This window comes from Pseudomonas sp. LBUM1657 (assembly GCF_059716075.1).
Window position 1 is genome coordinate 3701144 of record NZ_CP166799.1, and the last position, 12974, is coordinate 3714117.

Annotated in this window: 12 protein-coding genes; 11 read left to right on the top strand and 1 reads right to left on the bottom strand. The window is 54.0% G+C overall.

The window, feature by feature from the left end:
• Window positions 1–257: 257 nt before the first annotated feature.
• Window positions 258–1889: a diguanylate cyclase domain-containing protein gene (locus tag ACA055_RS17015; RefSeq protein ID WP_497679705.1), complete on the bottom strand. Its 1632-nt coding sequence runs from the start codon at window positions 1887–1889 to the stop codon at window positions 258–260.
• A gap of 195 nt (window positions 1890–2084) precedes the next feature.
• On the opposite strand from ACA055_RS17015, the gene ACA055_RS17020 reads away from it, so the two are divergent.
• From ACA055_RS17020 to ACA055_RS17070, 11 genes are all read left to right on the top strand, one after another.
• Window positions 2085–3395, top strand: a complete 1311-nt coding sequence (locus ACA055_RS17020; protein WP_497679706.1) for a flavin-containing monooxygenase — start codon at window positions 2085–2087, stop codon at window positions 3393–3395.
• A 19-nt stretch (window positions 3396–3414) separates the two neighbouring features.
• The gene (locus tag ACA055_RS17025; protein ID WP_201202981.1) at window positions 3415–3831 is read left to right on the top strand and encodes a RidA family protein; all 417 of its coding nucleotides are present in this window, start codon (window positions 3415–3417) and stop codon (window positions 3829–3831) included.
• 165 nt (window positions 3832–3996) lie between these two features.
• On the top strand, window positions 3997–4674 hold the full coding sequence (locus tag ACA055_RS17030; protein WP_497679707.1) for a DUF1028 domain-containing protein: 678 nt from the start codon (window positions 3997–3999) through the stop codon (window positions 4672–4674).
• A complete protein-coding gene (argE, locus tag ACA055_RS17035; protein WP_497679708.1) occupies window positions 4671–5819 on the top strand; it encodes an acetylornithine deacetylase in 1149 nt (382 codons plus the stop codon). Before ACA055_RS17030 ends, argE begins: the two co-directional genes overlap by 4 nt.
• Before the next feature lie 287 nt (window positions 5820–6106).
• Window positions 6107–7522, top strand: coding sequence for a purine-cytosine permease family protein (locus ACA055_RS17040; RefSeq protein WP_497679709.1), 1416 nt, complete (start codon window positions 6107–6109; stop codon window positions 7520–7522).
• A gap of 184 nt (window positions 7523–7706) precedes the next feature.
• Window positions 7707–7925 carry a PLD nuclease N-terminal domain-containing protein gene (locus ACA055_RS17045; RefSeq protein ID WP_497679710.1) on the top strand — a complete coding sequence of 73 codons (219 nt, stop codon included), beginning with the start codon at window positions 7707–7709 and terminating at the stop codon, window positions 7923–7925.
• Window positions 7926–8546: 621 nt separating this feature from the next.
• Window positions 8547–8837, top strand: a complete 291-nt coding sequence (locus tag ACA055_RS17050; RefSeq protein ID WP_497679711.1) for a fructose-bisphosphate aldolase — start codon at window positions 8547–8549, stop codon at window positions 8835–8837.
• A gap of 414 nt (window positions 8838–9251) precedes the next feature.
• Window positions 9252–10910 (top strand): P-loop ATPase, Sll1717 family, encoded by a 1659-nt coding sequence (locus ACA055_RS17055; RefSeq protein WP_497679712.1) that lies wholly within the window; start codon window positions 9252–9254, stop codon window positions 10908–10910.
• Between the two features lie 302 nt (window positions 10911–11212).
• Window positions 11213–11458, top strand: coding sequence for a hypothetical protein (locus ACA055_RS17060; protein ID WP_497679713.1), 246 nt, complete (start codon window positions 11213–11215; stop codon window positions 11456–11458).
• 316 nt (window positions 11459–11774) lie between these two features.
• Window positions 11775–12275: an Hcp family type VI secretion system effector gene (locus tag ACA055_RS17065; protein WP_497679714.1), complete on the top strand. Its 501-nt coding sequence runs from the start codon at window positions 11775–11777 to the stop codon at window positions 12273–12275.
• Window positions 12268–12966: a DUF4225 domain-containing protein gene (locus ACA055_RS17070; RefSeq protein ID WP_497679715.1), complete on the top strand. Its 699-nt coding sequence runs from the start codon at window positions 12268–12270 to the stop codon at window positions 12964–12966. The genes ACA055_RS17065 and ACA055_RS17070 overlap by 8 nt, the downstream gene beginning before the upstream one ends.
• The last annotated feature ends 8 nt before the right edge of the window (window positions 12967–12974 follow it).

The window sequence follows — 12974 nt, forward strand, 5'->3', positions numbered from 1 at the left end:
CCCCTCAAAAGAGGCGCAGGCTGAAACTGAAGTCGTACTCGGTGGCCGCACTCGACAGCCAACCATGGACTGGCTCGAGGCCATCAGCGACAAGCGTAGCAGTTGCCACAGAGTGGGGAAGAATTTTAGGGGCTGGCGCGGTTGCTGACCTGTGGGAGCGGGCTTGCTCGCGAAGGCGGTGTGTCAGTCGACATAAATGCTGACCGGTAAACCGCTTCCGCGAGCAAGCCCGCTCCCACATGGATTGTGCGGTCTTTCTAAAGTTTGTACGTCACAAACCGCCCACGCCCGGTTTTCTTGGCCTGGTACATGACGCGATCGGCGGCCAACAGGAGCGTATCGGCAGAACTCTGCCCGTCACCCAGCGCAATACCAATCGAAACGCCCACCATGCACACCGTGCCGGAAATAAAGAACGGCGCCCGCAGTGCATCGATGCATTGAGTCGCCACGGCGCTCAAGGTCTCTTCGGCATTGTCCCCAAGATCACTCAGCAGCACGACAAACTCATCGCCACCGATGCGCGCCAGGGTATCGCTCTCACGCACGACCTTGGCAAAACGTCGCGCAACCTGGCGCAACACTTCATCACCGGCCTCGTGCCCAAGGGAGTCATTGATGTGCTTGAAACCATCAAGGTCCATAAACAACAAGCCCACTTGAGACGCTCTGCGTTGTGCCAGGGCCAACACTTGACGGAGCTGGCCAGAGAGATGATGCCTGTTGCTTAAACCGGTCAGCGTATCGTGATGAGCGATTTTCTTCAGTTCATCCTGTTTGTCATTCAGCTTGACCAACAATCGATTGAACGCCGAAATCAGATGCCCGACTTCATCGTCACGAACAACCGGCAAAGGCGCGAGGGGCATTTCGTCCAGGGTCATGCGGTCGGCCTGCTCGGCGGCTCGGAACAGATGACGAAAGACAAAGTACAACCCGATGGAGGCGAACGTGGCGAAAAACAGAATCGATAAAAACGCTCCCTTGATCAACAGACGCTGAGTTCGATCCACGGTTGCAAACGCCTCGCGGGTCGGCAGGCGGGCCACGATGAACCAACCGGTGCTGGGCACCGAGGCCATCGCCGCAACCTCCTCGATACCCTTTGAGTTCAGTGTCAAACCCGCCCCGCGAAACCCCGCCATGGCCCGGTCATGCAACATGTTGGCACCGGGCGGCGGCGTTGGCTTGAGTTGCAGATCTTGCGTCGAGGATTCGACCATCAATTTGCTGTCCGGGAAAACCAGCAAGAACCCACCCGCGGCATCCCCGCCGCGACTTTGCAGTAACGAATAAAGCACCCCGGAAGGACCGAGCGCAGTGACGCCCACGAGAACCGCCTGGACTTCACCGACGGCATTCTTTACGGGAACAGACATTGAAAGGATCGGCGTGTTCTTGGCGCTGCCCACCGTGGGCTGACCGATAAATGCCCGACCGGCCAATCCCGCTTGAACGTAATCAAGCCCCGCGTAATCGGTCGTCAGCGCCGTCGTCGGATCGGGATAGTTCGCCAGTAAACGCCCATGAGTGTTGACGATGAATAAGTCAGCCGAAAACAACGACTGGTACTCGTAATGCTCTTTGAGCCACGCCTGCAGGCGCTCAGGCTGGGTCAGGACATCCTTAGGAATGGCGGCTGCCAGGTGCTCCAGCAAACGCTGACGCTGAACAATTTTGTTATCGATATCGTGTGCGACATACGTCGCCAACGCCAATTGCTGGCCTTCCACGACGGCGCTCAAGTCTTCGCGCAGGAAGTTGGTCAAGACGTAATAACGCAGCACCGCACCAAAAATGACAATGCACAACGCCAGTAGCAGCAATCGAGTGACGACGCTGTTGCCGATTCGGGCGAGGCTCAGGGGCGGATGATGTTTATTTGGCATCACCGGAGTGTATCCGAGAGCGCCGGGTTTCGCGTTGTTTTCCAGTGACGGTGCGGGACCAAAGGCGCTGCCTCAGTTATTTATACTCAAATGCCAGCTTAATAATATTTTACCGACACCAGGGTGATCCCTAGTCTTGACCCCAAGAAATGGCAGGCCGTTACCGACCTAAATCCAACTTCGAAGGGTAGAGAGATGACCACTGAAACAATAAAAATAGATACGCTGATTGTCGGCGCCGGTCAGGCAGGCGTGGCCATGAGTGAACACCTGAGCAAACTCGGTGTGCCTCACCTCGTCCTGGAGCGCAACCGTATCGCCGAACGCTGGCGCACCGGTCGCTGGGATTCGCTGGTGGCCAATGGTCCGGCCTGGCACGATCGCTTTCCCGGTCTTGAGTTCGACGATCTGAGCCCCGACGGCTTTGCCCCGAAAGAGCGGGTCGCCGATTACTTCGAAGCCTACGCCAAGAAATTCAACGCCCCGGTTCGCACCGGCGTAGACGTGAAAAAGGTCGAGCGCAATGTCGGTCGTCCGGGCTTCACCATTGAAACCTCCGAAGGCGTGATCGAGGCCAACCGTGTGGTGGCCGCGACCGGGCCGTTCCAAACCCCGGTGATTCCGCCGATTGCACCGAAAGACCAACAGTTCCTGCAGATCCACTCCGCCGACTACCGCAACCCCGCACAACTACCAGAAGGCGCGGTACTGGTCGTTGGCGCCGGGTCGTCGGGGGTGCAGATTGCCGACGAATTGCAGCGTGCGGGCAAGAAGGTTTACCTCTCGGTCGGCGCACACGACCGCCCTCCTCGCGCCTATCGCAACCGTGATTTCTGCTGGTGGTTGGGTGTGCTCGGCGAATGGGATCAGGCCGCCATGAAACCCGGCCGGGAGCACGTGACCATTGCTGTGAGCGGCGCCCATGGCGGCCGCACCGTGGACTTCCGCGGGCTGGCCCATCGCGGTATGACGCTCGTCGGTCTGACCCAATCGTTCAACGGCGCCGTGGCGACTTTCCAGCCGAACCTGGCTGACAACCTGGCGCGCGGCGATGAGAACTATCTGGCGCTGCTCAATGCGGCGGACGCCTACATCGAGCGCAACGGCCTGGACCTGCCGGAAGAGCCTGAAGCCCGCCATACCTTCCCCGACCCGGAGTGTGTGACCAACCCGATTCTTGAGCTCGACCTGGCCAAGGCCGGCGTGACCTCGATCATCTGGGCCACCGGTTTTGCCACGGATTACAGCTGGCTGAAGGTCAACGCCTTCGACGACAACGGCAAGCCGCAGCATCAGCGCGGTGTGTCGAGCGAGCCCGGCGTGTATTTCCTCGGCCTGCCGTGGCAGTCGCGCCGTGGTTCCTCGTTCATCTGGGGCGTTTGGCACGACGCCAAGTACGTGGCTGATCACATCGCCATCCAGCGTTCTTACCTCGACTATCGCGATGCCATGCAACGCGAGGCTGAGACCGTTCCGGTCGCCCATAAAACCACCGTCAGCGCTTAAGAATTTTCAGGAGCTTCATATGTCCACGCCCACCCACACCCGTATTCGCATGTTCAACACCAAGGAAACCTACCCGAACCAGAGCCTGGACAACGACCTGTGCCAGGCCGTCCGCGCCGGCAACACCGTGTATGTTCGTGGCCAGGTCGGCACTGATTTCGAAGGCAAGCTGGTAGGCCTCGGCGACCCGCGGGCGCAAACCGAGCAAGCCATGCGCAACGTCAAACAGTTGCTGGAAGAGGCTGGTAGCGACCTTAGCCACATCGTGAAAACCACCACCTACCTGATCGATCCGCGTTATCGCGAGCCGGTGTATCAAGAAGTCGGCAAGTGGCTTAAAGGTGTGTTTCCGATCTCGACCGGGTTGGTGGTCTCGGCGTTGGGGCAGCCGCAGTGGTTGATGGAGATTGATGTGATTGCGGTGATTCCTGAGTAAGCAGGTTTACCGAGTCGCGGCCATCGCGAGCAGGCTCACTCCCACAGGGGATCTTCAGCGAACACAAAATCTGTGAGCGACTTCGATCAAATGTGGGAGCGAGCCTGCTCGCGATGAGGCCAGCCCAGACACCACCTCAGCCAAGGCAATACAAGGAGCAAACCCATGACCTTCTCCATAGCAGCACGTTGCCCCGACACCGGTCAGTTCGGCATTGCGATCAGTTCCTCCAGCATCGCTGTCGGTGCCCGCTGCCCGTGGCTGCTGCCCGGCGTCGGCGCCGTCTCTACGCAAAACATCACCCTGCCGTCCCTCGGCCCGGAAACCCTCGCCCTCATGGAGCAAGGCCTTGCACCCGCCGAGGCCCTGGACAAAGTCCTGACCCGCAACGGCTACAGCCAATACAGACAGATCACGGCAATCGACCACCTAGGCCGCTCCGCGCACTTCAGCGGTTCGCAAACCCTGGGCAACCACAACGCCGTGTCGGGCGAACAGTGCGTGGCCGCCGGCAACATGCTGGCGGACCGTGCAGTGATCGAGGCCATGGTCGAAGCGTTCGAGCATGGCGAAGGTCAACTGGCCGACCGTTTGCTGGCAGCGCTAAAAGCGGCGATGACACAGGGCGGTGAAGCCGGGCCGGTGCATTCGGCGGCGGTGGTAGTGGTCGGCGAGCTGACCTGGCCAATCATCAATTTACGAGTGGATTGGGCGGATCACGATCCGATCAGTGAGTTGGAAAAATTGTGGGACGCCTATCGCCCACAAGTTCAGGACTACATCGACCGCGCCCTCGCCCCGGACAAATCCCCAGGCTACGGCGTCGCCGGAGACGACCGATGAACACCCGTCTCGATTTGCTGAAAACGTTGGTGGCGTTCGACACCACGAGCCGCGAATCAAACCTGCACCTCATCGAGTTTGTCCGCGACTACCTCGAACGCTTCGACGTGCCGTGCGAACTGATCTACAACGAGGCACGGAGCAAGGCCAATCTGTTCGCCACCATTGGCCCGGCGGATCGACCGGGCATCGTGCTGTCGGGGCACACCGACGTGGTGCCCGTCGACGGCCAGCCATGGACCGTTCCACCGTTCGAACTCACCGAGCGCGACGGCAAGCTGTACGGTCGCGGCACGGCGGACATGAAAGGCTACATCGCCTGCGTACTCGCCCTGGTCCCGTCGCTGGTGAAAGCCACGCTGCGGCTGCCGGTGCACATCGCGCTTTCGTACGATGAGGAAGTCGGTTGCCTGGGTGTTCGTTCTCTTTTGAAAGCGCTGGAGCAACGCCCGGTCAAACCGATGCTCTGCATCATTGGCGAACCGACCGAACTCAAACCGGTGCTGGGCCACAAAGGCAAACTGGCGATGCGCTGCGACATTCACGGTGAAGCGTGCCATTCCGCGTACGCGCCGCTCGGGGTCAACGCCATTGAATACGCCGCCGAACTGATCGGTGAACTGGGGCGAATTGGCAACAAGCTCAAAGCGCCAGAACTTCACGACGCCCGTTTCGATCCGCCCTTCAGCACGGTGCAAACCGGTGTGATTTCCGGCGGCAAAGCCTTGAACATCGTCCCCGCCGATTGCCGCTTCGACTTCGAAATCCGCGCCCTGCCCTCACACGACCCAAGCCTTGTTGCGCAAGAACTGAAGACCTATGCCGAGCAGCAGGTTTTGCCGCGCATGCGGGCCGTGAGTGAGCACAGCGACATCCGCTTCAGTGAGTTGTCCGCATACCCCGGTTTGGCGACCGATACGCACAGCGAAGCCGCTGAGTTGATCGCGGCGTTTTCTGGTTCGCGGGAATTTGGCACGGTAGCGTTCGGCACCGAGGGCGGCCTGTTCGACGCGGCAGGTATCCCTACGGTGGTCTGCGGCCCCGGCAGCATGGATCAGGGCCACAAACCGGATGAGTTTGTCAGCCTCGATCAATTGAACGGCTGCGATGAAATGCTGCAACGGATGCTGCTATCGATCAGCTGAATCACAAAGAATCTGAACACCCAAAATCCCTGTGGGAGTGGGCTTGCTCGCGAAGGCGGAGTGTCAGTCGACAATGATGTTGCCTGACACTCCGCCTTCGCGAGCAAGCCCGCTCCCACAGGTTTTTCGGCTACCCGCAGACATACATTTTTTAACGTCTATACCAACAAACTTACTAATTTATCTCTCCCCGCCCACCGCCCATCATCAACTCCAACAAGAAAAGCGTCGTTCGCGCGGCGCTCACCGAAGTACGTCCACGTACTCAAATTGCCTTGGAGTTCGTCATGGTCACCTCTGCAACAACCTCCGCCCCGCTCATCGAAAAACACACGATTGGATACGTGCCCCCCGAAGATCGCCATGGAAAGGTCAGAGACTTGTTCACCCTCTGGTTCGGCGGCAACATCGCGCCGTTGCCCATCGTCACCGGCGCCCTCGGCGTGCAACTGTTCCAGTTGAACTTGGTCTGGGGCATCGTCGCCATCCTCGTTGGGCATCTGGTCGGCGGCGTGCTGATGGCGTTGCACTCGGCGCAAGGCCCGCAGATGGGCATCCCGCAAATGATCCAGAGCCGGGCGCAGTTCGGCTCGCTCGGCGCACTGTTGGTGGTGCTGATCGCCGGCGTCATGTACATCGGCTTCTTCGCCTCCAACATCGTCCTCGCCGGCAAGTCCCTGCACGGCGTGGTCGACAGCGTGCCGGTGCCGGTGGGCATCGTCATCGGCGCCCTCGGTTCGGGCATCATCGGCATCATTGGCTACCGCTTCATCGACGTGCTCAACCGCATCGGCACCTGGGTGCTGGGCATCGGCATCGTGCTGGGCTTCGCCTACATCCTGACCCACATCCAGACCGACGACTTCCTCACCCGCGGCAGCTTCAACATCTCCGGCTGGTTGGCCACCGTATCGCTCGCCGCGCTGTGGCAGATTGCGTTTGCCCCCTACGTCTCCGACTACTCGCGCTACCTGCCGGAAGACGTGCCCGTCGCCGCCACGTTCTGGACCACCTACCTCGGCTCGGCGCTGGGCTCCAGCCTCTCGTTCATCTTCGGCGCCGTCGCCGTCCTCGCCACGCCCGTCGGCATGGACACCATGGACGCCGTCAAACTCGCCACCGGCTCCATCGGTCCGTTGATGCTCGTGCTGTTCCTGCTCAGCGTCATCAGCCACAACGCCCTCAACCTCTACGGCGCCGTGCTGTCGCTGATCACGCTGGTACAAACCTTCGCCTACCGCTGGATCCCCACCGCCAAAAGCCGCGCGATCCTCTCGATCATCGTCCTCGCCGCCTGCTGCTTCGCCGCCGTCGGCGCCTCCGCCGACTTCATCGGCCACTTCGTCGACATGGTGCTGGTGCTGCTCGTCGTCCTCGTGCCATGGACCGCGATCAACCTGATCGACTTCTATGCGATTCACAAAGGTCAGTACGACATCAACTCGATCTTCAAGGTCGATGGCGGCATCTACGGACGCTACAACCCGCAAGCGCTGTTGGCCTATGCGATCGGCATCGCCGTGCAGATACCGTTCATGAACACACCGCTGTACGTCGGGCCAATCTCGCAACACATCAACGGCGCTGACTTGTCCTGGGTGGTGGGGTTGCTGATTACCTCGCCGCTCTACTACTGGCTGGCCAACCGCGACACCGCTTACAAACGCCGACTGACGACCGGAAAACTCGCCAACAACCTGTAATTGGAACGCAATTCCCTGTGGGAGCGGGCTTGCTCGCGAAGAGGCCATGACATTCAACATCCATGTCGACTGTCACCCCCTCCGCGAGCAAACGCACTACGCCTTTCACCCACAACACCTCGAAATTTAATGAACCCTGCCCACACCCGCCCACCTAACGAAAAGACTATCTGGAGGGTGACTTATGCAAATCGAAACAATCTGGATCGTACTCACAGCAATTCTTTTGCTCGTCGAGTTATGGGCAATCAACAGAGTGCGCAAAGCCGAAGGCAAATCGAGCAACAAACTCTTGTGGATAGTGATGATCGTGTTTGTGCCGCTGTTCGGGCTGATCGCGTGGGCATTGGCGGGGCCGAAGCACACCGATCACAACCCTCATTCACCGCAGGCCAGGCAGTGACGTTGGATGATTGGCGATAACGATTGCGAGAACTGCACAATTTGAAACGACAAAGCCCCTGTGATTTGGGGCTTTGTTGTTTCTGACTGACACACCGAACTGGGAAGCCGTCGCCGGATCCCTGTAAGAGCTGCCGAAGGCTGCGATCTTTTGATTTGGACTTCCGAAAATCGTGTAGGAATTTACCTTTTGTGGCGAGGGGGGCTGCCCCCGTTGGGCAGCGAAGCGGCCCCAAAACCCGCAACCGTTTTCCTAAGACGCTCCGCACCACCCGGAATGCCGCGAAACGCCCGCAAACAGTGGCAATCCGCCTTGCCACAACAGCCGAAAAAGCGTCCTACAGCCCGGTTGTGAGCACCAAAATAGCCACCTATATTCGACCCGTCGCTGACCGCAGTTAGCGATTGGGTTTCGCAGCCCTCGAGATTGACACCAAAGTACTGTCAGGCATGATGCAGCCGACTTCGACTGCATCATGTTTTATGGCGGTTGTGTGCGGGAGACTTACGGGTCTGCCGGAACTGGTGTAAATCCCCCGGTCTGCGAACCCGCACACAGCTGCCACCCAATTTGTTTCGCAGCAGAAAAGGTGGCAATTCTTCTCTTGTGAGGATTTACACCATGTCAACTCAACACCCGCCCCGCCGCTTCACCCCCATGTCCCAATTCGCCACCAGCTACCCCGTCCTGCTCATCGACAACGACGTCCCACTCCGCGAACTGCACAACTGCGTCAGCGAACGCCTCAACGCCGTCCTCAAATACCTCCACCTCATGGCCTGCACCAGCCTCCCCGACTACGCCGAACACGACATCAACACCGTCACCAACATCGCCCGGATCATGGTCCAGGATGTGAGTGATGTGTTTCGGGTGATTGAGCAGCGTGGGTTTGATACACCTAAAAAGTAGTAACAGGTCATCGAGTACAAGAAACCCGCGCTCTGCGGGTTTTCTATTACCTGATCTGAAGCTGACTTTCACGTTAGCCTCCGAAATATATTGAATAAATAATTTCCCCGTTGCTTGCGTTATTTCCATCCTTTGCACTAATACAGACTTTTTATTATCCCCAACAACGGTGTCCATGATTCCGCGACGGGCACGGTTCGTGCGCAGATTCATAAAATAGAAAAATTTTTAGCTTTGATGGAAAATATGCGCATATTAGCTATGCTTCCTTGTCATTGACAGAAAGCATATCCAGCCAAACATGGCTCGGTATAAAACGGCGGTATCATTCGTCATCGCTTGTTAAAAAACTACATATCGTCATCCAACACAACAATAAAAATCGCATGTAATCCAGATACTGACGAGGGTGCCATGGAAGAAAAGCAATTAAAAATCACCAGGAACTTAAAAATTGGAGCATTAGATGCAGAAGGAGACTCCGAACTATTAAATCGTTGCTTTGTGGACAATGGCTACCTAGAGCGCCTCATGGATGTTGAATCCCCGGCATCTATTATACTTGGCAGAACAGGCTCAGGAAAAAGCGCGCTACTGTATAAAATAAAATCTAGTGCACAGAAAGTTGTCAAGCTTGATCCCAACGACATTTCGGTTAGATTCCTAGAATACTCCGACATCATTCAATTTTTTGACGCCCTAAATATAAACTTAGATCTATTCTATAAACTTTTATGGCGACACGTACTGACAGTTGAGTTTCTGAAGCTAAGATATGACATAAAAAGCGAGTACGAAAGCAAGAGTTTTTTAGATGGAATATTCAGCAAATTTAGTAGAGATGTGACGAAACGAAAAGCACTAGAGTACTTCAACGAATGGGGCGATAGATTTTGGCTAGATACAGACGAGCAGCTTAAAATAATAACCAAAAAGCTTGAGACAGACACGAAGAGCAGTATTGGCGCAAAATATTCCGAAGTATCGTTATCTTTGGATGGAGCAAAAAAGCTTTCGGATGAGGAACGCTGCGAGATAAAGCAACGCGCTAGCTTAGTCGTAAACGGCCTTCAAATTAGAAAACTCAATGAAGTGCTGGACCTGCTTGCAGAGCATTCTTTTGATGACCCGCAGAAAAAATTCTACATTCTAATCGATCAACTGGATGAAGAATGGGCAGGTACAGAAACTAGAGTTAGATTCATCAGAGCACTAATCGAAGAAATAAAAACATTTAGAAGGATAAAGCAAACCAAGATCATAGCCGCCCTTCGAAAAGACCTATTAGTATTGGTTTTTGATATGACTAGAGACTCTGGATTCCAAGAAGAAAAATATGAGTCATATATCCTCGAGTTAAGATGGTCACCTGAAGAGCTCGAGCGTCTTATAGAGCTTCGTATAAATGAAGTATTCAAAAGCCAATATACAAAACAAAAAATCATACTTGATGATATTTTTCCTAAAGCGCGTAAAGGAGGCGGGCAAACATCAATCGAATTCATCATCGAACGAACTCTTCGTCGCCCTAGGGACATTTTGCAGTTTGTAAATGAATGTTTTGTGATTGCTTCAGATAGAGAACGAGTTTCATGGCGCTCATTGTTCGCAGCTGAAGCCCAATACTCTGAAAAAAGATTAAAATCACTCAAAGAAGAATGGGGAGAGGTTTATCCGTCATTCGACGACACCATTGAAATTCTTCGCGGGCTCAAAGCAACATTCACACGCTCATTGATTAAAGACTCTCGCCTAGAAGAGGTAATGTTAGCGCTTTACGAGCAGAAAAATAGTGACCCTTGCGTCACTGCTGTTAAAAAATATTACGACACGCAAGGTGTTAAAGAAGCGGACGTTTTGTCCAGCATGCTTTCTTGCTTATATAGAATTGGTGCGATTGGAGTAAAAACCGGCGCAATGGACACATATATTTGGTCGTACGTTGATCAAGCCTCTGTAACGCGCGGAGAGATAAAGCGCGTTGACCATATGAAAATCCATAAAATGCTTCACCGCTCACTTGACATAATAATAGAGCAACGGGAAATTTTTGAGGCCGTCGACTTGGACTGACGGATAAAAAGGTGACGATAAAAAGGTGACAGATCTATTTAAATAGATCTGTCACCTTTTTTGTCGAAGTCGCTATCATTGGAATTGCCGGCACAAAAATACAAATCGCCATGTCAACGTTTATTCAAGCATTACAGATTGCACTAGCACCAATATTATTGTTATGGCTGGGAAGCCTGTATCATACTAGGCTTAGAGAAATACTAAGCCACAAGGATAGTGATTACATAACAAACGTTCACCCTCACGTTATAAACGTTTTCCCTATTGGACATTATCCCGACCTAAGGAAAATAAGTTTTTTGAAACGCCACGCCCCCATATTTTGGGGAACGCTGTTCTTTTTTATTCGTGGCTCATTGCTTTCAATATTCGTAGTGCCTGCTGTTGCTCTGTACATGGGCTCTTTATTTTTTCAGCCGATATTTAGCTATTGGTGGCTAAACCTCTTTGCAGGCTTTTGGGTAGGAGTTTACGCATTTGGCATCTTCATTATGGAGATCACCGCATCCGATAAGCACTTCCTCGGGCCTAGCTCACTACGCTGATTGCATCAATAAGCGCACATACCGAACTTAAGAGAATAGAGGAAGAAAAAGGTGACAGATCTATTTCTTGAGCACACCTACTCTCAAATGAACCTGTCACCTTTTCTCTTAGTCACCGTTCCTCTACCTTTTCTAAGTAAGCCGTGAGCCACATAGATGAAGAGCCTGTCTGTAGGATTCTTCCACCTCTAGTTTCTTTACCCGCTGTAAGACGAATCTGAACTTATTCAGGTGCATAGCCACACCAGCACCCTCCCCGCAGTGCAAATGTTACGCTCGAAATAAAGTGAGCAGCTAACTATAGGGAGTGGCACGTATGGCTAATCACGGTTACATGAGCATCACCGGCAAACGACAAGGTTTGATTTCTGCCGGTTGCTCAGGCCTGAATTCTATCGGCAACAAATGTAAGATTGATCATGAAGACGAAATCATGATTCTGGCGTATTCACACAACATGATTACAGGTAACGACGGTGGAGTTTCAGCCGGGCGCGGTAAGCATCTGCCGATCATGATCACTAAACACATCGATAAATCTTCACCGCTGCTGGCCAGCGCACTTCATGAGCGCGAAGAGGTGGAATGTACTATCCACTTTTATCGAACATCTTCAGCGGGCGGACAGGATAAATATTACTCAATCCGACTCACCGGGGCGAAGATCGCGCATATCAACCTTCAAGTTCCGCATGCCATTCATATGAATGATGCACAACCCCAAGAACTGGTATCCATTCGTTATCGAGATATTAGTTGGACACATATTCAGGCAGGTACGTGTGCTTATAGCACTTGGGGGAACGAGAATGAGTGACGAATCTTGTGACATTCACGATGTAACTAAAACCGCGTCCGACCTTGTTGCATTCGGATGCACTCTCGGTGCCACACACCTCTATGATAGCTTTATGCAGCTTCAATTTAGTTCGATTGTTTCCTCCTATGCGAACGAAATTATCCGGGCCGTTGATGAAAGAGTCATCAGTGCGTGGCAAGGGATACAAAAGATTAGAGAGGGATATGCCGAGTTATCGTCCAAGGCGCTTTTTTATGCTCAAAACGGTGCTGGGGCGATGGCAGGCGCCATGCAGTTTGAGGCAGGTGCTTCCACGATAGGAAAAACAAGAGGGGCCGGTATAGTAGCTGGCATACCATTAATCGCACATGGTTTCAACAACATCTATGAAGGCTTGGGGAACATCTACAATGGCCCCGATGCGCCAGGTATAGTTGGACCTGTGAGAGAGTTTTATCAAGAGCGTCTAGGAAGCACTTACGAGGGTAACATGGCCTACTATTCCATGGACTTGTACTTATCTATAAACGGCTTATCGACCCTTGTTCGAAAGCCAGACTCAATGCAGTTGTTTAACCACGACCCTATCAACTATGAAATGGCCTACAAACAAATGGGGAGACTTGCTTTAGCTTTCGAAGCGTTAGTTGACGCCATCACAATCAAAACAATGATAAACGAGAGCAACGAAACGATAAAAGAAAAGTAACTATGATC